This window comes from Vibrio sp. K4, from assembly GCF_051122595.1.
Classification (GTDB): domain Bacteria; phylum Pseudomonadota; class Gammaproteobacteria; order Enterobacterales; family Vibrionaceae; genus Vibrio; species Vibrio owensii.
The window spans coordinates 1,725,602-1,746,110 of sequence record NZ_CP178577.1 but is presented as its reverse complement, the minus strand read 5'-3'; the positions used below and the strand labels follow the sequence as shown (position 1 = coordinate 1,746,110).

Annotated in this window: 17 protein-coding genes; 12 read left to right on the top strand and 5 right to left on the bottom strand. The window is 42.3% G+C overall.

Annotated features, from left to right (window positions below; translation table 11 throughout):
• Positions 1-2: 2 nt before the first annotated feature.
• The 3 genes from ACLIIY_RS07865 (at position 3) to ACLIIY_RS07855 (ending at position 3,498) form a co-directional block, all read left to right on the top strand.
• Complete coding sequence (locus ACLIIY_RS07865) at positions 3-1,052, top strand: hypothetical protein (RefSeq protein ID WP_045423624.1); 1,050 nt, start codon at positions 3-5, stop codon at positions 1,050-1,052.
• A gap of 1 nt (position 1,053) precedes the next feature.
• Positions 1,054-1,806, top strand: coding sequence for an outer membrane beta-barrel protein (locus tag ACLIIY_RS07860; protein WP_434528472.1), 753 nt, complete (start codon positions 1,054-1,056; stop codon positions 1,804-1,806).
• 213 nt (positions 1,807-2,019) lie between these two features.
• Positions 2,020-3,498: a hypothetical protein gene (locus ACLIIY_RS07855; protein WP_180825413.1), complete on the top strand. Its 1,479-nt coding sequence runs from the start codon at positions 2,020-2,022 to the stop codon at positions 3,496-3,498.
• A 162-nt stretch (positions 3,499-3,660) separates the two neighbouring features.
• Here the strand turns inward: ACLIIY_RS07855 and ACLIIY_RS07850 are convergent, their stop codons facing one another.
• Both ACLIIY_RS07850 and ACLIIY_RS07845 read right to left on the bottom strand, forming a co-directional pair.
• The gene (locus ACLIIY_RS07850) at positions 3,661-4,008 is read right to left on the bottom strand and encodes a winged helix-turn-helix domain-containing protein (RefSeq protein ID WP_078607284.1); all 348 of its coding nucleotides are present in this window, start codon (positions 4,006-4,008) and stop codon (positions 3,661-3,663) included.
• A gap of 165 nt (positions 4,009-4,173) precedes the next feature.
• Complete coding sequence (locus ACLIIY_RS07845) at positions 4,174-4,419, bottom strand: hypothetical protein (protein WP_041055587.1); 246 nt, start codon at positions 4,417-4,419, stop codon at positions 4,174-4,176.
• Between the two features lie 340 nt (positions 4,420-4,759).
• Between ACLIIY_RS07845 and ACLIIY_RS07840 the strand changes: the two genes are divergently transcribed.
• The 5 genes from ACLIIY_RS07840 (at position 4,760) to ACLIIY_RS07820 (ending at position 11,662) form a co-directional block, all read left to right on the top strand.
• Positions 4,760-5,074, top strand: a complete 315-nt coding sequence (locus tag ACLIIY_RS07840; protein ID WP_052447901.1) for a hypothetical protein — start codon at positions 4,760-4,762, stop codon at positions 5,072-5,074.
• Positions 5,075-5,085: 11 nt separating this feature from the next.
• On the top strand, positions 5,086-7,416 hold the full coding sequence (locus ACLIIY_RS07835) for an ATP-binding protein (RefSeq protein WP_434528471.1): 2,331 nt from the start codon (positions 5,086-5,088) through the stop codon (positions 7,414-7,416).
• Positions 7,417-7,588: 172 nt separating this feature from the next.
• Positions 7,589-8,449, top strand: a complete 861-nt coding sequence (locus tag ACLIIY_RS07830; protein ID WP_005439877.1) for a helix-turn-helix domain-containing protein — start codon at positions 7,589-7,591, stop codon at positions 8,447-8,449.
• Positions 8,439-9,623, top strand: coding sequence for an EAL domain-containing response regulator (locus ACLIIY_RS07825; RefSeq protein ID WP_434528470.1), 1,185 nt, complete (start codon positions 8,439-8,441; stop codon positions 9,621-9,623). The genes ACLIIY_RS07830 and ACLIIY_RS07825 overlap by 11 nt, the downstream gene beginning before the upstream one ends.
• 326 nt (positions 9,624-9,949) lie before the next feature.
• Complete coding sequence (locus tag ACLIIY_RS07820) at positions 9,950-11,662, top strand: GMC oxidoreductase (RefSeq protein WP_045482690.1); 1,713 nt, start codon at positions 9,950-9,952, stop codon at positions 11,660-11,662.
• 211 nt (positions 11,663-11,873) lie between these two features.
• Here the strand turns inward: ACLIIY_RS07820 and ACLIIY_RS07815 are convergent, their stop codons facing one another.
• Positions 11,874-13,079, bottom strand: a complete 1,206-nt coding sequence (locus ACLIIY_RS07815; RefSeq protein WP_434528469.1) for a collagen-like protein — start codon at positions 13,077-13,079, stop codon at positions 11,874-11,876.
• 396 nt (positions 13,080-13,475) lie between these two features.
• Between ACLIIY_RS07815 and ACLIIY_RS07810 the strand changes: the two genes are divergently transcribed.
• The 4 genes from ACLIIY_RS07810 (at position 13,476) to ACLIIY_RS07795 (ending at position 18,968) form a co-directional block, all read left to right on the top strand.
• The gene (locus ACLIIY_RS07810) at positions 13,476-15,404 is read left to right on the top strand and encodes an Ig-like domain-containing protein (protein ID WP_167371675.1); all 1,929 of its coding nucleotides are present in this window, start codon (positions 13,476-13,478) and stop codon (positions 15,402-15,404) included.
• 564 nt (positions 15,405-15,968) lie between these two features.
• On the top strand, positions 15,969-16,484 hold the full coding sequence (locus tag ACLIIY_RS07805; protein ID WP_418097276.1) for a M48 metallopeptidase family protein: 516 nt from the start codon (positions 15,969-15,971) through the stop codon (positions 16,482-16,484).
• Positions 16,471-17,637, top strand: a complete 1,167-nt coding sequence (gene rlmF / locus ACLIIY_RS07800) for a 23S rRNA (adenine(1618)-N(6))-methyltransferase RlmF (RefSeq protein ID WP_434528468.1) — start codon at positions 16,471-16,473, stop codon at positions 17,635-17,637. The genes ACLIIY_RS07805 and rlmF overlap by 14 nt, the downstream gene beginning before the upstream one ends.
• A 200-nt stretch (positions 17,638-17,837) precedes the next feature.
• Positions 17,838-18,968, top strand: a complete 1,131-nt coding sequence (locus ACLIIY_RS07795) for a GGDEF domain-containing protein (RefSeq protein WP_434528467.1) — start codon at positions 17,838-17,840, stop codon at positions 18,966-18,968.
• 43 nt (positions 18,969-19,011) lie between these two features.
• On the opposite strand, the gene ACLIIY_RS07790 is transcribed toward ACLIIY_RS07795, so the two are convergent.
• Positions 19,012-19,782, bottom strand: coding sequence for a hypothetical protein (locus tag ACLIIY_RS07790; protein WP_041055605.1), 771 nt, complete (start codon positions 19,780-19,782; stop codon positions 19,012-19,014).
• A gap of 27 nt (positions 19,783-19,809) precedes the next feature.
• Entirely contained in the window at positions 19,810-20,484 is a 675-nt protein-coding gene (locus ACLIIY_RS07785) for a GntR family transcriptional regulator (RefSeq protein WP_434528466.1), read from the bottom strand.
• Positions 20,485-20,509: the final 25 nt, after the last annotated feature.

Sequence of the window (20,509 nt, the reverse complement as noted above, 5' to 3'; positions counted from 1 at the left end):
AAATGCACAAGGTGTTTCATCATTTCATAGCAACGAGTGCGTTGTTACTGTCTAGTTATTCTCATGGCGCTTTTTATGTCAATGCTGAAGTGAAATCGGATGGTATAAAATGGGACAACGTCACTTATGGTAAAGGCGATAACAAGGTGCCAAGTAAATGGGGAGTACCGCCCGCTTTGCGCTCAGTGCTTTCTTGGTCTGCCGGCTCTTTCCCCGTTGTCCCGCAAAGTTCGATTACCTTGAGAGGGGGGCTGAATGTAGAAACCACAGATAGCATTCCTATCACGATTACAGGTATTCAGTACAACACGACCGGTATTAACTTAACTGAGAGTACGAATACGATTGGCGGCGGGTGTACGCGAGATGAAGTAGCATTGCCACTCATTACGCTAGAGAGCACAGGTGCTGGATGTATTTCCTCAACGAAACTGTCTCCTGCGACACCTACATCGCCGTTTCTCTTGTTTCGTCCGATGTTTCAAATCGATGATATGGCGATCGTAAACGCCTTATATGGCAAGTCTGAAGGCAGTTATTCAGCATCAGCACCAATCATGATTCGCTATTACTACGAAAACACCAGTGGCATTTCGACATTCCGAAACATAAACGATGTGATCATTTTTAACTTCGATTACGACCCTGTAGAAATCACAGGTCTGGAAGTCAGAAGCGGGGACGGCATCATGACGCCAAACTACAACAGTACGGATCGTCGTGTGACTTCTGAAACTAATTACCGACTTGAGGCTATAGGCTTTTTCCATGATGGCATTGTGTTAACCATGCCGTCGCAAGATTACGAGATGGTGAACAGTACTTCTCCCGACGTCACCATTCCTTATAGCGTTGTGTGCAATGAATGCAGTGCGACCAAATTGGTTGATGATGGTGTTTTGCTTGAACAAGTCACGACGATTGGCGAGGGGAGCGGTATTCAAAAAAGCATTACTTTCAATCTGAAGTTCGATTACGACGTTGATGGTGAAACCTTAGTGTCCGGCGATTACGCCGATACAGTAACGATTATGGTAGGGCCGGGTATATAAGATGAAACAGTATTATTTATTAGCGTTAATGGCATCTGCGGCTTCCATATCTAACGCGCAAACCGTGGAGGTTGCCACGCCATATTATGTCAAAGGTGGACTAAACGCCTCTGTTTTAGATGACAGAAAAAAAGATGGTGAAGGGTTCGGTTTTGAAGCGATGGTAGGCTTCACCTATAAAAATGATATTTTTCTTGAGGCCGGATACCAAAATTTCGACTGGCGACGAGATGATGGTCTTGAACTTGATGCACTCTCGATTAAAGCGAATTGGCTGATGCCAGTCAGTGATTTTGCTTCGATTTACGCAGGTCCTGGCTTTGCATTTATTGAAAGCGAAGTAAGCCCATCAGCACAGCTGGGAATTCAATATCAATTATCAACCAATTGGTATGCGGATGTGAGTTATCAAGGTATCTTCAATATTGATGAACTGGATGATGATCTTTATTCATTCAATTTTTCATTCTTATATCGTTTCTCTGAGGCACAACCTGTGGTGGATGAGCCAGTTAGTCCGCCTGAAGAACCTATCATAGAGGAGCCTATCGAAGTTGTACCAGAACAGAAAGAGTGCCGCTTAGAAAGTTATCCTTACCAATTGGTTAAAGGAGATTACTTATTGAAAATCGCGCGTATTAATAACTTAACGCTGCGGGACATCGTGGAACTCAACCCTCAATTAAATGGGCGAAACTTGGATCTTGTTTATCCGGGAGAAGTCATTAACTACCCAAGAGCTGTTTGTGAATAAAGACAAAAGGCACTGTAATCACAGTGCTTTTTTTAACCCTATTTAACACCTCAGTCTTATTTTCAACGGCTAGCTAAGCCTTGACAACAAAAGCATTGCGCTCGAAGCAAACTCTATTGGCACTTGAATAGGCAACGATGAAAAAGTGCCCTATGTCTCTATGGCTGAAATATTTACCATAGCAAAATTCAATAAATGATAGGAAAGATGTCTATGCACCATAACCTTTACAAAAGGAAGTTCCCATACGCCGTGGTAGCGATGGCTATTGCCCTTGCCGGCTGTAATGGCGAAGGTGACAATGCAAAAGATACTGGTTCACCAGAAAGTACCGTACCAGCGACAATCGTTGCTCAAAACGCGACTTTTATTACTCAGCATGATGCGAACTACAAAGTGGATCTGTCAGATAAAGTCTCGGTAAGCGACGGCAAGAGCTTTAGACTTGTTGAGGTAACTTCACTAACGCAAGATGCAGAATGTTACCCACTTGAGCAAACTGAACAAGCGTTTACTATTGCGGCAGACACTTCGAAATCTTGTACATATGAATATAAAGTAGAAGTTGTTGATGCCCCTAGCACTGCTCAGGCAAGCATGAGCTCAGTTTCTGCTGCGAGTGCGGATTCGGCTCCGACTGATATCGCAATAACGCGTGTAGCAGTGACGAGCGCAGAAGCGACCGCGACCTCGGAAGTTGAATGGCCAGCGATCAGTGCTGTTACCTTTGTTGAAACAGAGGTAACGGTGGATATTAAAGACGAACTACTTTTTCAAGCGGCTATCAGCGTTCCTTCCGGTTTTAAGCTGAGTGAAGAAATTTCTTTACCTTATGCGTTTCCTGGGGCACCAATTACTGCGACAGTGAACTCGCTCAGAAACACCATTACTTACACGCCGTTCTTTGGCTTTGAAGGTATTGAACGTATCTTGTTCAGCTATATCAACGAATCAACAGGCGAGGTTTATCTCGGCACGTTAGATATCGCTGTTGCTTTTGATCCAAACTTGGGGCTTCAAGTTGAAAAGGGTGGCACTGTAGACAAAGTCAAAGTTGGAGAAAAGACGACGATTGATATCGCTCCTTTTGTGACTTCATTGGATGATGACCGATTCCAGTTGATACATGTTGATTCCTTTAATGCTGCCACTGCACCTCTCAACCCTGGCTTTTTAGGAAATACACAACTTACGTTTGAAACATCGGTCGTAGGTTATCACTATGTGTCTTTTGCAGTATCAGACAACAATGGTGCCTATGGATACGGTTTGGTCGAAGTTCCAGTGTATGATCCGAATAAAGCAGCTCAATGGAGTGGTATTCATAGTCAAGCGCAGTTCTTCACGGCACCATTGACGACTTCAGAAGCACTGATGGAACAGATTGAGTACAGCGGCTCCTTCGTTGATGACACGTTTACACCTGAGTTATCTCTCGCTCTGTTTAACTCAAGCAGTTCGCAAAGTTTTTGTACGAGTAATGCTTCTGGCCGCCTACCAACGTCTACAGAACTTAACGTCTTAAGTGCTGAAGATGTAGAAACATCGAATAACTGGCCTGTGTCACAACAGTACATTGCGAGTGATGCTGGTGTGTTCAAGACGGTAGATATGAAAACGGGCCTAGCGTCAGATTATGTCGATGGCAATTACCTTGTGACTTGTGTTCAGGATGAGCCGACACCTTTTTAATTTGGCTTAACTTAAAACAGAAACTAAAAGAGGGCATCATAAAGATGCCCTTTTTGCATTTATGGGTTAGGTCAGAAATCATGGGTTAGAGGTGGAATGGAGTACGAGTTTAAACAGCAGTGTTGGACTCAATGCTGATTCCCTTCAAATGTCTGACTCTTGTTAGAAGGTGACTTTGATTTTGGTTTGACGGTAGTACATCGCAACGTTCAAGCTATAGCCATGGCGCTGGATCGTTGAGATTTCCCAGAAATCCCCGACGAGATGCAGTTTTTTGCGTAAAGACATGATGGTCATTGGTAAAGAATTACTACCGACGTAGCTATCTGGCCAGCCGATTCGAAAAAGGTGTTCTTTGGAGAGATGTTTTCCGCAGTTGGAAGCAAGCTCTTTAAGCACTAAAAATTCACTGCGGGTCAAGGTTAGGCTAAATGGTTCCGTTTTCTTTTTATGACGTTTTTCTATTACGAGTGCGAGAGAACCAGCATGGAACTCGATATTGATCGGCATAGTAGTGACTAAAAGTTAAGAAATAACTCCAATCATCTATCTAAATACGGCCTCAGTTAAGGGCTGTTTTAATTTGCTGTACTCTGAAAGTGCTCATAGGCTTGTTCTAAAAGTAGGAAAGCGAATAACAGCCACTCAAGACGATTGAAGTGGCTGTTTTCAAATTCACATGTCAAAACTTACTATTTTTTGTTCTTCATTTCTTTTTTCTGCATTGGACTTAGTTTCAATTTTGAACTCCGATTTACACTTCTCATCGAGAGAATCAAAGTCGATCTGATTGCTGATTGGACGAGAAGAGCAGTCGAGACTAGGCACAACGCCAAACCACTTTACGGTCACATTTGCAGCTGAAGCATTGAAGGAAATAAAAGCCAAAACACTGAACATTGAAATAACAAAATAACGCATAGTAGGCACCTTTAGTTGTTAGGTTGGTTGGTATGCCTATTAGTATGCTGCTCATTTCCGAATTTTGTAAAATAAAAAGTTATAAATGCCATAGTGAGAGTTTGGCCATATTTTAGCTATAAAGTACATCGTCAACAAAAACGATTGCTTATTTCGGTGTGGGTTATTTATATCATTGTTTTTATTGGGTATTTATTGCTTCTTTCTGATGTTGTTGAATGTCAGGTTTGTGTCAGGTGATTAGCATCTTAGCTATGTGCTACATACAAATGCTATATGAAACATCGGTCAAATTAGGCACTGTACGCGCATTTGCACTTGTAAAGTAAGGTGAATTGCATTGATCAAATATCGAATAGATGAAGCGTTGTTTCAGAAAAGCACTGGTGCGGAGTTTACATCGAATAAAGGAATTCATTTTAGAAGGCTGGCAGTCAGTGGATTAAAAGCACTCCACGCAGATGTAATAGAACAAAGCTACAGCAATAAGACTTTAGCTCACCGATTAAAAGGTATTGTGTCTGCTTGTGGGCTCAATGATGTGGCCTCTGTATGTCAAAAGCTTGAATTGTATGATGGTGTACTTAATGAAAAGCGCACGAGAACAATAATCTCTGATATGGCACTGAACTCGATTTGTTCTTTAAGTATTTAATGGAACAGCCCATGTCTTTCAGAAATAAGATACTGATCATCAACGCAACTCTTTTTCTCGTTTTCGTTGGCATTTTTGTCTACGGGACGATTCAGTATGTTAAAGGGAGTTACAATAACCAGTTAGACAGTATTAAAGAGGGGATCATCGGTCAAAATACGAAATTACTACAAACGTTTGTTCAAAGCCAAGATGCCTTATTAGAAGAGAAAGCTGATTTTATTTTGGAGGAGGTGAAGTATCTATCTTTGGTTTTTGAATCTTCATGTGTACGAGGGTATCCAACACTTGATCATATAGGGGAGAGCCTACAATGCATCAACGATACAGCGACAGATTATATTAAAAGTATCGCATTTGTCGATATTTCTAAGAATATTCAAATTTCTTTGGCCGAAAATGGTTCAACATCAATACTCAGATATGATTCTAAGCACACGCCGCTGTGGGCGAGCGACAATGCTTTTAAATACAAAGTAGTACGAGATAATATTGCGAATAACTTTTATATACTGCAACCGACGAAAGGTTTTCCAAACGTATTATTAAAGTTTGAACTCGATTTGAAAATTTTTTCACGTTCGTTGTCTTTTGATGGTTTAGATAACAATCAGTATCGCTTTCTATTATTGGATGGTGAAGGCAATTTTATTGCATCGAACCTGCAGCAGAGTTTTCGCCGCTTATTAAACACAAAGATTGTGGTTGACGATCATTACGACACGTTACGCGATTACATTCAAAGTATGAAATCTGGCTCGTTTACCGTGAAAGCAAAGGATGACGTTTACAACATTATCCATCGTCAGAATCAGACCATGAAGTGGCGAGTAATATTAGTGACGCCGGAGTCTTATCTCCATTCTAGTTATGTCTCGACAAGAGAGTTGTTGCTTTACTCTGATAATCGATTAGTAGAAAAGATTCTGTTTTCTTCTCTTGCATTATTCACACTATTTCTCGTTCTTATTTATTTCACTGTGATGAAAACATTCCGTCCAGTGAATGATCTAATAAAACAAGCGAACTACTTAAAAGATAAAGACTTCACTAATGCTGCGAATATTGTTTATCACAACGGGGACGAGATTGAAGTGCTGTCTCAAGCTTATAGCGAAGCAGGAAGAACGATCAAGCTTCTCGTAGAAGGGCTGGAGGGTGAAGTAAAACTGCGTACCGAACAGTACGAAAAGGCTGCGAAAGAGGCCCTTGATGCGACGAAGAAAAAGTCAACGTTACTCTCTAATGTCTCACACGAAATTCGAACGCCTCTCAATGCCATCATTGGCTATTTACATATGCTGAAAATAGAAAAATGCGGCACGTATTGCAGTCATGAGCTTGAGGGAATAAGCACGGCGAGCAACACGATATTAGATATTGTAAATGACCTTTTAGATTTTGAACGACTTGATTCCGTAAACTATAAGCTTCACCCGAAACATGTGGCAATAAATAAGATTGCACGAGATCTAGAAAAAACATTTCATCCTCTCGCAAAACAAAAGGGACTCAAACTCAACATTGTTAAGGAGGGGATTGGAGGGGCACATCAGCTATTTATTGACGAGTTGCGATTTCAGCAGGCATTGTCGAACATTATCACGAATGCTATTAAGTTTACTGACATCGGAGAGATCGAAATTAGTATTTCAATGGATTCGTTTGACGGTCAGAGAATGGTGGTTTTTGCTGTTCGTGATACTGGTAGAGGAATTAGGCAAGAGGATCTTGAGACGATATTTAATAGCTTTGAACAAGCAAATCAAGAAGATAAACAGTTCGGATTCGGGTTAGGTTTAGCAATCACTAAGGCTATCATAAATCTGATGGGTGGTGTGTTAGCAGTGGAGAGTAAAATAGAACAAGGAAGCATATTTAAAATTGCGCTTCCAATCTCTATGCTAACTCATAACGTACTTTTAGCATCTGAAGAAGATGAAGGAAGTGCCGACGATGAAAATATTGAAATGCAGAGCTTTGAAGGCATTAAAGCGCTGGTGGTTGACGATGTTGAGTTCAATCGGGAAATATTACAGTACCACCTGAATTTGCTTGGGATTGAATGCGTGACAGCGATAGATGGAGTCGATGCGCTCAATAAATTAGAGAACGAAGTAGTGGATGTGATTTTAACGGATGTCTCTATGCCAAATATGGGTGGTGTCGAACTCGCAAACAGAAGTAAAAATATTGCCCCAACGTTACCTATTATTGCCGTCACAGCAAGAGCAACCGTTCAAGAGGAAGAAAAAATGAGTCACTATTTTGATAATTATATTACGAAACCTGTCAACGAAATTGATCTGATGACGGCATTGTCACTGACTTTACATAAATAAATGCCCATCGTTTTCCTTGCGTAGGACCGGAGGAAAACGCTTGTAATTACTCGTGTTGTTGCACTAGTTGAGCACATGAAAAAAAACAGTTTGAAAAGTGCTCTTATGTTCATGGCTAGTCATACAACAAAATTTAATCTTAGTTGATAAAGCAATAGATAAGTAGTCGCCTATGTTCGGAGAAATCATTCGCTCATTTAGAAAGCAGAGTGGCCTATCGCAATTGGATTTTGTTAACGCACTACAAAAAAGTAGCAGTAACTTTGACAATTTAGATGTCGTCACATTGAGTCGATGGGAAAGGGGAGCAACAAAACCGCACTTAAACAGGCAAAACGAGATTTTAGACATGTTGGGTGTCGATATCTTTGACGTGTGGTCGGCCGTCAATGACGTCAACAACTTGCCTGACTATACCAACAGAATAAACAACCACGGTTACTTTAATGAACGTGGTGTCGACGAAGTCGAGCTGATCGTACTTAACGCGACAAACCTAGACAGACTGGGCGAGGTGTTAAACCTTGTTGATGCGATCTTTGAATACGAAGAAAACGCAGTGTTAAAAGCGATGGAGTCTCAAGGATTAACACGAGAATCCATTGTCATGAAGATAATCAATCAATATGGAGGTGAGCTTACGATTGCAGTTAAGCATGGTCAAATATTGGGGCACTTGTTCTCAGTCAGTTACAGTCTTGCCACTGATTTTTTAGGTGAGGATATGTTGTTTCATGACAAGAATGTGCACTTTATTTTGTCATTTAACTGCTCACACATTGCTTCTCTGGTCGAGACATTAAGCCGAGAAGTCTATCGCTATATCCATAGTTTGGATCCAAATACAGAGCTGGTTTTGTATGTGAACAATCCAGTTATATTCAATCTGTTTTTCTCTTTGAGTTTCGAGTATCGAAGTGTATCGAGACAAGATGTGGTGTTCAAACTGATGAATATTGACATCAAGACTCTGAAATCTCAGAGGGTTTGGATGAACCTACTATCTCAATATAAGGATAAGCATGATGTATAAATCAGTACTTGTTGTTGATGACGTAGAGTTATCGCGAGAAATTATTAAAAGTGCGGTTTTGGCTGCGAGTGATTGTGCAAAGATCACCTGTGTCGAAAACGCTTATTCAGCGATCAATAAAATACGCAGTAAGAAGTTTGATTTGGTCATTATGGACATCATGATGCCAAATGGAGACGGCTTTGAATTGTTGAGCATGATTTCACAGCTGGCGATCTCGACGAAAATCATCGTTATTTCGTCACTTGATAGCGCAGTTATCGATTCAATGCCGCAAATTGGAAAACTGTATGATCTTAATATCTTCAAAGCCTTAGAAAAGCCAATTAACTCCAAGAATGTCACTGATCTTGTCACGGAGGTTTTTGCCCAAGACGATGAGCAGCGAGAAACGGTTCATCGATACGCCCATGATGTGAACATTTTTGACTTTCCGATTGGTGCTTATTATCAACCCCAGGTATCAACGGTTAGCAACGATATCATTGGCGTGGATATCAGTGGTAACTGGTTCAATAATGACGATGGACTGTTGTTGTCGACACACCTTCTGCCAGAAATTCGTACATTGACGAGTAAAAAACTCTTTAACCAGATCGTTATTGGAAGGTTCCTTCAAGACTACAAGGCGTATTTTATGGAACTAGCCAATCGGCTGTTTTTTACCCTTCATATTCACAGTGACTTCATTGACGATAGCTTCATTTACGGTTGCTTGATGGAGTTGGTTAAGTTTAATCCAAACCATCATTTTAGCCTGTATGTGGAGAGTGATGATGTACTTGAAGCCGATAGCTCGACGCGTATTCACCAGCTAGATGCACTGTTGGCCAATGGTGTTAGCTTGATTCTGGGCTCGGATAAGCTAACAGCGGAGCGTGTTATTTCAGCCTCGAAATTGCCTGTACGCGAACTAAAATTAGCCGGTCATAACGATCCTACATTCAGTGCGAATGATAATGCTGATTTACTGCTGAGTATTTCTAACGCGTCTAAGCAAAGTAACCTCAGTGTGATGCTCGATGGAATAGAAGATGCGGCACTGAGTCAGTTGGCGGCTTCCAATGGGTTGACAAAGCAACAAGGCATTTTATTTGGTGGGCCTGTCAATGCGGAAACACTCACCAAGACACTAATAAAACAGAATAGGGGCATACCGGAAGGGGAGGTTTAATCACCGAGCAAACTATGGCTTCGCTTTCCCGAGCCTTAATTTTCAATCAACACCAATCGTTTTCTTGGTTTGATTCTTCCCAAAGTTAATCCTCCGAGAAAAGTGTCTCACAGTGGCAATGGCATTATTTACTTCAAGCCCTCCATGTTTATTTAGTAGACACTTTTCTCTCAAGCCCTTGCACTTCATCTCCTATTGAATGCAAAGATATCTACTTAAACAAACCGAGCTTTTTCAATAGGTTTCATTCTGAAATGCTCTATTTTCCTGACGCTTAGTTCAATCAAAATAAGAATGACTTTAGTGTTAGCTCAAAAGGAGTTGTTATGAAACAAAACGATCGAAGAGGCTTTATTAAATCGTTTACCGCAACATCAGTCGCGGTTGGTCTAGGTGTTGCTTCAGCACCTTCAAAAGCCTTTTTCTTCAAAAAGAAAGAAGACACGGACCTAGATGTAGTGAAGGGCTCCCCTATATTAGAAAAGTATTTGCCCGAGCTTTTTGAGCGTCCGCCTCAGCTAAAACACCACACGCCAGTGCTGATTATTGGTAGTGGTTTTGGCGGAGCAGTCAGTGCGTATCGACTTGGCAAAGCCGGTATCAAAACTTCGGTGATTGAACGAGGTAACCGTTGGCCAGTAGACACTAAGCGTGCCGTGTTTGCTCACGATATGATTGCGGACAAGCGCATGTTTTGGCAACGAGATAAAACGACATTTCCTGCGCTGACTTTCGATCTACCATTCCTGCAAACAATCACTCCTCGAAATATCGAAAAATTTGGCGGGGTGTTGGATATTGTTGATAGACCGGGAGAAAACAATATCGATGGCTCTGATTTGCTACTCGGTACTGCAGTTGGCGGTGGCTCAGTCATTTACACAGGCGTGATGGTCATTCCCAAAGAGGAGCACTTCAACAAACTGTACCCTCAAGAGCTGTCATACAAAGAGATGGTAGAGACATATTATCCTCGTGTTCAATCTGTCCTTAAACACAGTGAAATGCCCGATGACATTTTTGCTAGTCTGCCTTTCAAACACTGCCGTGATTGGAATAAAGAGGTGAAAAAAGCGGGTTACCAGCCTTATAAAATTGAAGGCAACTGGAACTGGGATGTGGTTCGCAAAGAGCTAAAGGGGCAGAGCCTTCCTTCGTCGACTATCGGCCTGACTAACTTCGGTAATAGTAACGGTTGTAAGAACGATCTTGGTCAAAACTACATTCCTTTGGCTGAGGCGACAGGAAATGTGACAATCCACCATAATCACGATGTGCGTAACATCCGCATGAATGGTGATATTTACGAGTTAGATGTGGCGGAGATCGATGCGTATGGCAATGTTGTACATGAGCAAACCGTGACATGCGATAAGCTGATCATTTCTGCGGGTTCTTACCATACAACACGTATGTTGGTTCGTGCAAAAGGTCGAGGTGACTTACCTGATCTCAACCAATATGTGGGGCAAAACTGGGGAGATAACGGGAATCGAATGGGCTTCCGACAATCGCCATTTGGTCTGCCGTCTGGTGTTGCTCAAGGTTCGCCATCACCAACGGCCATTTACGTTGATGAAGATGGTAGAAGTCCGATAGCCGCTGAAAACTGGGCGAATGCGGGTATTGCAGACGTTGGTATTTCGATGATGTTGTCAGTGACTGCAGACTTCAAAAACCGTGGTAGCTTTAGTTACGATCCATCAACCGATGATGCAAAGCTCTATTATCCGAAAGCGTTAGAAAAAGATGCGACAGATGCACTCCGAGCAATCAATAACCGTGTTGCAAAAGCCAATTGGCAACGCATTGGGGCACAAGGTTTCTCTGATGTGATCTTTACTGGCGCACATCCGGTTGGTGGTATGGAGCTTGGTAAGGCGACGGACATGTATGGTCGTGTCCATGGTTATGAGGGGTTGTACGTGATCGATGGTGCGCTCATTCCTGGCAACAATGGTTGTGCTAACCCTGCACTGACTATTGCAGCACTGGCGGAACGAAGTATCGAAACGATTATTGCTGAAGACTTCGCTTAGCTTACGCTGAACAACCAAAGGCCTGATAAATTCGGGCCTTTTTTACGAGTGTGAGTTTTTAACGTAAGTACTATCGTTTGAGTGTTTACGCAACGGAGGGCCAAGCCGCTGCCATCAATGCAGATGCTGGATGAATCGACAGGCTAAAGGAGAGGGCAAGATAAAGCCACCTACACAGTAAGTGGCTTTACGGTTAGTTAGTTGTTGCTCATTAACCAAAAGAGAATGATTTAAAGCAACCTTGAATCCAAGCTTTACTGTCACCCTGAATATTGTAAGTTTTGTTCTTGCCACTGCCATGTGGGTAGAACTTAAAGCTTAGGCCACCTAGGTTATTGAACTTCACAGATGGTGTTGTACCACCGACGACTTTTTCAATCTTTAAACCAGATATGGATGATTCAAGCAATTGAATGCTGTCTATTCCTTTGCCCGGATCGTAGTTTCCATTCATAAAGAGTTTGAAGTAGAAGTCGTGTGCGTTGTATGCTGAGCGGCCTACAAATTCGATCGTCATCGCTTTTGGACCATGACCTGTATTGTTGGCAATTGGTAAGCCTTCCCAGCGTGCTCGGTTAGAGGTATTAACCTGACAAACTACGCCAGAATCACCACTTGGACCTTGAGGACCAGTCGCACCACGGGGACCGGTATAACCGCGAGGGCCAGTCGCGCCGCGAGTGCCCGTGTAACCGCGTGGTCCAGTTGCACCTTTAGCACCAGTTGCGCCTTTTGGTCCTGTTGCACCACGTTCTCCAGTATCACCTTTTGGGCCTTGTGGACCCTGAGCGCCAGTTTCCCCTTGCGGCCCCTGTGGACCCGTATCGCCTTTCGGTCCTTCTATTGCTCCTTTGCCAACCCATTCACCATTTTCATTGATCACCTCGGAACCGTTAATGCTAAGGGTTGAGGTATCAACAGAGTCAGGGGTAATGTCACCAGTCACGTTGGTTGCAATCTCCGCGACGCGTGAATACAGCACTGGCTTTACGGCGTATTTTAAGGTGTTATCCGTCAAGTTCGGTGTTTTTACACCAACCGAGACATTAGAAACATCGTAAGAGAGGGTATTTTCATCGATCAAATCAGGAATGTTGACAGAAAAAGAGATACCGGTTAGGTCTGTAAGAGAGGAGAGGTTTTGCTTAGAGATAGGAAGCGAACAAATGCCATTAAAAAAGTCACATTGATACTGCTCAGTGCCTATGGTTAGGCTGGTGTCATTATCAACAATCTCCACTTCAACATAATATTGTCCATCATCAATAGGGTCACCGGTTGTGATATCAAAAACATTCACAGCGAGCGCATGGGGTTGATCGAAGACATCACCTGCAAAGGTTGAGGTAGAAGCACCAAGTGCTACCGCAAGATATATTGCACTCTTGCTCAAACTGGTCTGTGTTAAATTAAACACTGTTTACACTCCTTGGTATTAAAATAGACAAGTTTCATATTTTCCGTATGTAATAAAATTAATCGCCAAACGCTCTAATTGAGAATTGCACGATTGCTATGAATTAATTTATTCGAATGTTCTAAATTAATTCATTTTTATTGAATAATAATTAACCTGAATGTGAATTGGCATTTATAAATAAAAGCATTTAAAAGAGCCTTTGAAGGTGTAGTGGTGTGTTTAACTGTCTGTATTTAATGGTTTTTTGATTTTTAATTGAAGTTATCTGATAACTTTTATGTATTGAAATTAGCAAAGTAAGCATCTCTGCAAATATTAATGCATACGTGCTGTTACTCCTTGTTACCTATATCGGTAAGCTTATATTCGCTCAGCAAATATAGGAGTAAGCGCATGAAAATAAGCACCTCAATAAGGTCTACATTACTGACTGTGCTGACAGTAATAGGACTTAGTGCATGTAACCACGGAGTGAAAGAACTGGTAGTGACACCAAAAGAAAACAGTGTTCCTATCGGTTTTCAACTTCAATTAAAAGCAGAAAAAGTAACAAAAAAAGGCAAAGTTACTGATGTAACCATTAGTGATGATGTTAAATGGAGCAGTTCAGACGAATCAATTGCAACGGTTGATGACAATGGACTGGTGTCTACAGGTGATGTCACAGGTGTTGTGAAGATCACTGCAGTGGGCACATTTAGTGGTAAAAAATACGAAGACACAGTGATTGTCGAAGTCACGGAAGCGGTTGTTACATCTATCACCGTAACGCCAAAAGATGCCTCGACACCTGTTGGTCTGACTCGTTCGTATACAGCGACGGCAAACTTCTCTAACGGCCAGGCTATCGATGTTACAAGCGATAGTTCGACCAGTTGGGATAGTAGCGATTTTAATGTTGCAACCATCTCAAATGATGAGGAAACCAAAGGCCAAGTGAAAGCGAAGTCTGTGGGAGAGTCGACGATCACGGCATATATTGACGTTGATGGAGAACGCTTTAGCGACAGTGCGACATTGAACGTCACTGAAGCAATTGCCGTTTCTTTGGAAATTACGCCAAAACTTCAGAGTGTATCGGTGGGGCTGACAGAGCAATTCTCGGCTATCGTAACCATGTCTGATGGTGAAAAGCTGGATGTTACTAATGAGAACTCAATCAATTGGTCAAGCAGTGAGACAGATATTGCAACGGTATCAAATGACGCGGGTTCAAAAGGTCTCGTAACGGGTGTTGATACTGGTTGGACAACGATTGTTGTTTCTGGCGAAGTAAACGGCGAGTTTGTATACGCAAATGCGGGTCTACAAGTAACGCGCGCGGTTATCACTTCTCTCGAAGTTACCCCTGAAACGGAATCAGTACCTGTTGGTCTTGCTAAGCCGTTCAAGGCATACGCGACATTGTCTAGCGGTGAAGTTATCGATGTTACCAACGACAGTGCACTAAGTTGGAGTAGCAGTGATTCTAAAATCGCGACGATTTCAAACTCAGAAGTGGATAAAGGCACAGCAACGGGTGTTGCGATGGGTGAAGTTACCATTACTGCCTTTGTAGAAGCGGACGGTGAAGAAATTACCGACACAGCGAAACTGGTTATCACTGAAGCGGTTGTGCTGAAGTTAGATGTGACGCCTAAACCTCAAGACAGCTTGGATACGCCTCAAATTCCATCAGGAAAGACAAAGCAATTCAAAGCAGAAGTCGTAATGTCAGATGGTGTTCGCATTGACGTAACAACAGCAGACAACCTTTACTGGAGCAGTGATGATCCAGAAATTGCAACCATCTCTAACAGTGCTGGTGAAAAAGGTCTTGCGACCGGTGTCGATGTTGGCAAAGTATTTATTACTGCGCGTCTACTAACAGATGATTACACCATCGAAGATAACGCTGAGCTAACGATTACGCCACCACATAGTGCTTCATTCTACGTATTTACAGAGCGTTCCGAGAATATCGTTCAAGGTGAGATGGTGCATTACATCGGCTATAGCCGAAACATCATGGGTCGCTATATCCCAACCTCTGGCTTCATGTACCTAAACAGTGCTATCCAATTCATCTACATTGATGGTGGTGAAGGTAAGCCAATTGAAGAACACAAATTCTTCTTTGGTCAAAGCAGTGAGGAGCCAATCTCAGGTGCTTTACGCTATGAAGCAACCTTTGAGTGGGATGACGGTACAGAAACGAAAGGTATCCTGGAATGGGATTTCGAAGAGAAAGTTTACTTCCTAACGGATCCTACCGTTGTTGAAAAGCTTCTTGATTTCGAATTGGACTTCAGTCTTATCGTTTCTAACGAAGGCGACTTCTAAATACCAATGAAGTAAAAATACCGATAGCAATCGTCATTGATGTAATGACCTGTCTAAGAGGGAGTGAGAAATCGCTCCCTCTGTTTTGTTTATCGCCTTATAAAACAAAAGAAATAACCACCGTCACATCTTCTGGAGGAAATATGCCTGATGTAGAGTGCATAAAAGATGAGTCAATAGAACTGCCCAACGCCTACCGATCTTGGCTAGAATATTGGGAAACCGTGCAAAACCAGCAAGCAACCAATTGTTGCAACTCTCGTTGCCTAGAAAGAGCAGAGTTAGGTTGTTTGGTTCGAAATAAAACAACGCAAGAAACCTTCGTTACTGCTTTGTGCCCATTGTGCGCAAGTGACACGAATAAGAAAGTGCACATAACAAAACGTTTACTCGCTAAAAAGCCATATACAAAATAAACGTATCTGCCGAGACGAGAAAATGTCGCTTCAGAGGAGCAGAGGGCACAAGATTGAAAGCCCATGTGAATAGTAATCCCAAGATGAAACTCTTGCTTATCTCAGGTATATTTAGCGCCTTTCTTTTGTCATAGCAGACTTAATACGCATGCATCCGTCACTTCGATACATTCAAGGTTATCCGCAGAACATTGTCGAGCAAGTCAGTTCACTCATCGACCGTGGTAAACTGGTGCCTTGGTTCGAAAAACGCTACCCAGATAGACACCAAATCAAAAGCGAAAAGGCGCTCTACGAGTACGCAATAGCAATCAAAAACCGCTACATGAAGAAAGCCGCGCCAATTAGCAAAGTGGTCTACGATAAGAAAATTCACGCCGTCAATAATGCACTTGGTTTGCATAGCGTGATCAGCCGTAACCATGGTGGCAAGCTAAAGTCGAAAAATGAGATTCGCATTGCGAACGTGTTTAAAGATGCACCTGAAGCGTTATTACGCATGCTGGTGGTGCATGAGCTGGCACATACGCGTGAGAAAAACCACGACAAAGCCTTTTACCAGCTGTGCTGTTATATGGAACCTGAGTATCACCAACTCGAATTTGATGCTCGTCTGTTTATGATTTACCTCGATTTAAAAGCGAATTCGAATGAAGACCAATAATCACAACGCGAAACAAGCTCAGCCAAAATCGGCGAAGTCTAAGCCGAGCAAAGAAATCGCCAAGATCAAACCAAAGCGTGTGAAAAATAAGCCGACAGCAAAAGCTACAAAAAGCACAGGTCTGAAAACTAACGCCGCGAACAAAAGCAGCGATGTGGAGGTGATCAAAATTGCTAAGAGTGGATTGCATGAACGTAATGCACATCGAGGTCGCTACGATTTCAAAAAGCTAATCACAGCAGTGCCTCAGCTCAAATCATTTGTGATAAAGAATCCGAAAGGGGAAGACTCAATCAACTTCTCCGATCCAAAGGCCGTCAAGATGCTCAATAAAGCATTGCTGGCGGCGCACTATGATATTGAATATTGGGATATCCCTGATACTTACTTGTGCCCGCCAATTCCCGGGCGCGCGGATTACGTTCATCGTGTAGCAGAGTTGCTAGATGGTGAAGTAAAAGGCAAATACGCCCACCATAAAGTGCGAGCGCTTGATGTCGGTGTTGGAGCAAACTGTATTTACCCGATTGTAGGTGTGACTCAGTATGGATGGCATTACACCGGTAGCGATGTTGATCCAAAATCGATTGGATCAGCACGAGCAATCACAGAGCGTAATGCCTCGTTAAACGGTAAGATCGAACTCGTACAACAAATCAGTGAGTCCAATATTTACCGCGGTATTATCCAGCCAAACGATCGCTACGATATTACGACTTGTAACCCGCCATTCCACCGTTCTGCTGAAGAAGCCGCGATGGGCAGTCAGCGTAAGTTAGACAATTTAAAAGCGAATCAGCGTAAAAAGGGCGTGAAGGTTCAAGCTAATCAAGCGAAAACGCCGCAAGTAAAAGCCAATAAACCCGCGCTTAACTTTGGTGGGCAAAATGCTGAGCTATGGTGTGAAGGTGGTGAAGCTGCGTTTATCCGTAAGATGGCGAACGAAAGCCACGAATTCAGTGCGCAAGTACTCTGGTTTACCACGTTAATCTCAAAGAAAGACAATGTTCGTCCGATGCGTAAACAACTTGAAAAGTTGGGTGTAAAAGCGATCCGAATCGTGGAAATGAGCCAAGGACAAAAAGTCAGCCGCTTTATAGCTTGGTCTTACATGGACAAATCGCAGCGTAAAGCGTGGATTGAATTAAAGTAATTATTCACCGCATACTTTTCCAACCAATAAAAATAGCACCACTCTGTTGGTGCTATTTTTTAACAATAAATTTATTAATTTAATATTTATAACAAATTTGGCTATTCTTCTGATTAATAGATTTGATTATAAGGGCTATCAACTTTAAATAACATGGGGTACTATTCCCCACAAGAAATAGTGTTAATACATGAATAGTTATGTCTGATAATGAACTTATCATTTTCCCTTGGAATCACAATTTTGAGACAGGGATTAAAAAGGTCGATGAACAACATTACCATCTCTTTTTATTGGTAAATAAATTAGCCAATACGTTGATTTATGATGATCAAATAGAAGTTGACGGTGTGTTTAGTGAATTAAAAGACTACGCTCAATACCACTTCTCTTTTGAAGAAAGCATCTGGAACGAACACTTTGTCGATGATGTTTGGAATGATGATCACAAGAAAAGTCATGCGTCGTTTGTCAACGAAGTCATCAAGATTCAATCTGAATCTAAAACCCTCAACTGGCAAGAATCTATCGAACATATTCTGCAGTTCTTAATTCGTTGGCTCGTATTCCATATCATCGGCGATGACAAGAAAATGAGTGTCGCGTTGAAAGAGTTGGAATCTACCGATTCTTTAGAGACGGCAAAAGTGAACGCGGTAGATACACTGCAGGGTATCAATGGTTTAGTCGCAGATACTGTTCTCAAAATGTATTTTGAAGTGTCTACTCAATCCATTGAGCTTGTTAGAGAAAAACATCGTCGTTTTGTGGCAGAGAAAGAGTTGAGATGCCTCAACAAAAAGCTGCAAGAACTTGCGATAACAGATGAACTATCGGGACTATATAACCGTCGATACTTCAACATCATGACGCCAGACATTCTTTCTAAAGCGCAAGCAGGAAAGCAAACTGTCAGCTTTATTTCCATTGACTTAGATTACTTCAAACAACTTAATGACGAGCTTGGCCACCTAAAGGGCGATGAAGCCATCACCAAGGTTGGGGCGTTATTATCTTCTCAGTTCAATGGTGTTGACGAAGTCGCTTTTCGAATGGGCGGGGAAGAGTTTTTGATTGTGCTCGTTGACTCAGAGCATGAACATTGCGTTGAGCGTGCAGAGTTACTGAGAGAATCGATCTCTAAACTTTCAATCCTATGTGAAAATAATGCACACACCCATTTATTAACCAGTTCGATTGGCGTATTTAGTCAGCGAGCAGAATCATGCTCAGATATTCGATATTTCTTGGATAAAGTAGACCAATGCTTATATAAAGCTAAACTGAGCGGCAGAAATACCGTAATCGCAGAGTCTATATTAACGATTTAATTTAAACAGTGGTTAAGGGATTAACTAAAATCAGGTTGTTTTGCTAACTCATCGTTTTGTTAGTGAATTGAGCAACCTGTTTTAATAAGTCGCCGTCAATGTCAGGCAACCCATCAGAGAAGAAAATCTGTGTTCCTGGAGTGCAACGCATTAATACGTTGGTGAGTTCACCGTCATCATTAGAAGTATTGATTGCATTGAGCTTGACTAGCTTGTTGTAAACTTCTTCTTCTAGTTGTTGGCGCTGTGCGTTGGTTAAGCGAATACGACCTACACAAATACCCGGATTTACCTCGTGAGATAAGGATTCTTTTTGGAAGCGTTCACGAAATAGTGAGTCGAGTTCAGAGCCTTCTTCCATCAAAAAGCGTCGCCCAGAACGGTAGAACAGCCCATCACCAAAATCTTCAACATAACCTAGCATTTCCGCTATGCGCAGATAAAAACGCAGACTGGTTTCTGATAACTGATAGGTTTTCGCAATGTCTTGCGGGTCGAGGTTACGAGACGTCACCATATAGATAAAGTCGAGAAGGTAGGGGTGTTCAAGAAATAACGCGCTTTGCTCCTCTGTCAGCATTTGTTCGTTCTCATGCTGAAGCTGATTGGCGAGGTTGGCTAGTTCAATTAGATCGGTGTTTAAATAGTTGAGATAGACAAGGATTTTATCCAAGCCCAAAGAAGGATTATGTAGGTGGCGTTTGATGCTCGACAACGGAATACCGCTTTTCTCCGACAAAGAGCTGTAGCACAGCCCCTCATCTTTGATCTTTTGTCGCAGCGCCGCTAATAGAAATTTAGGTCCGACATTCACTTCTTAACACCACCTTAACTGCTGAGCTTATTTTGATGTGTTCTGTTGTTCCAACAACAAGTTACGAATGGCGGTGCCAGCTTCCAAAATGTGCTTTTTCAGCAAATACTTAGCGCCGTCCACATCGCGATTTTGACACATTTCGAACAAGGTCAAATGCTCTTGCTCTGCCTTTTGAATGCCCGTCGTGAACAGCAGTTGCATGCGAATGTAGCGGTCGCACTTAGTGTTGAGGCTGTAAATCACATCCATGGTTTCTGGCATGTTTGCTGGGGCATACAGCGCTTTATGGAATTCGTAGTTGTAGTTGCTCCATTCTTCCACTTCATCGCCGCTGTTGACTACCGCTTCAAAACGTTCACGGACTTCACGTGCATGTTCGAGATCTTCGTCAGTCATGTTCTGAATCGCACGCTCTAAAATGTGGCATTCCACTACGGCGCGCAGTTCGAACAACTCGTCGATTTTATCTGGAGAGAGCTCGGTTACTGTTGCCCCTTTATGAGGCTCAAAACTCACTAATCCTTGTGCTTCCAATTGCACTAACGCTTCACGAACGGGAATACGGCTAACATTAAACTCTTTTGCCAACGCGTCCTGACGTAAAGGTTGACCAGTTTTTAACTCGCCCTTAAGGATCTGAGTTCGAATCGCTTCCTCAACCAGTTGAGTGCGGGTCTTAAAAACAGGTTTTTGTGACATTGAAGTCTCCCGTCAAAAATAAATA

Coding starts and splice junctions, on each gene's coding strand:
- ACLIIY_RS07865 (WP_045423624.1), top strand. CDS start 3: ATGCACAAGGTGTTTCATCATTTCATAGCAACGAGTGCGTTGTTACTG.
- ACLIIY_RS07860 (WP_434528472.1), top strand. CDS start 1,054: ATGAAACAGTATTATTTATTAGCGTTAATGGCATCTGCGGCTTCCATA.
- ACLIIY_RS07855 (WP_180825413.1), top strand. CDS start 2,020: ATGCACCATAACCTTTACAAAAGGAAGTTCCCATACGCCGTGGTAGCG.
- ACLIIY_RS07850 (WP_078607284.1), bottom strand. CDS start 4,008: ATGCCGATCAATATCGAGTTCCATGCTGGTTCTCTCGCACTCGTAATA.
- ACLIIY_RS07845 (WP_041055587.1), bottom strand. CDS start 4,419: ATGCGTTATTTTGTTATTTCAATGTTCAGTGTTTTGGCTTTTATTTCC.
- ACLIIY_RS07835 (WP_434528471.1), top strand. CDS start 5,086: ATGTCTTTCAGAAATAAGATACTGATCATCAACGCAACTCTTTTTCTC.
- ACLIIY_RS07830 (WP_005439877.1), top strand. CDS start 7,589: ATGTTCGGAGAAATCATTCGCTCATTTAGAAAGCAGAGTGGCCTATCG.
- ACLIIY_RS07825 (WP_434528470.1), top strand. CDS start 8,439: ATGATGTATAAATCAGTACTTGTTGTTGATGACGTAGAGTTATCGCGA.
- ACLIIY_RS07820 (WP_045482690.1), top strand. CDS start 9,950: ATGAAACAAAACGATCGAAGAGGCTTTATTAAATCGTTTACCGCAACA.
- ACLIIY_RS07810 (WP_167371675.1), top strand. CDS start 13,476: ATGAAAATAAGCACCTCAATAAGGTCTACATTACTGACTGTGCTGACA.
- ACLIIY_RS07805 (WP_418097276.1), top strand. CDS start 15,969: ATGCATCCGTCACTTCGATACATTCAAGGTTATCCGCAGAACATTGTC.
- rlmF (WP_434528468.1), top strand. CDS start 16,471: ATGAAGACCAATAATCACAACGCGAAACAAGCTCAGCCAAAATCGGCG.
- ACLIIY_RS07795 (WP_434528467.1), top strand. CDS start 17,838: ATGTCTGATAATGAACTTATCATTTTCCCTTGGAATCACAATTTTGAG.
- ACLIIY_RS07785 (WP_434528466.1), bottom strand. CDS start 20,484: ATGTCACAAAAACCTGTTTTTAAGACCCGCACTCAACTGGTTGAGGAA.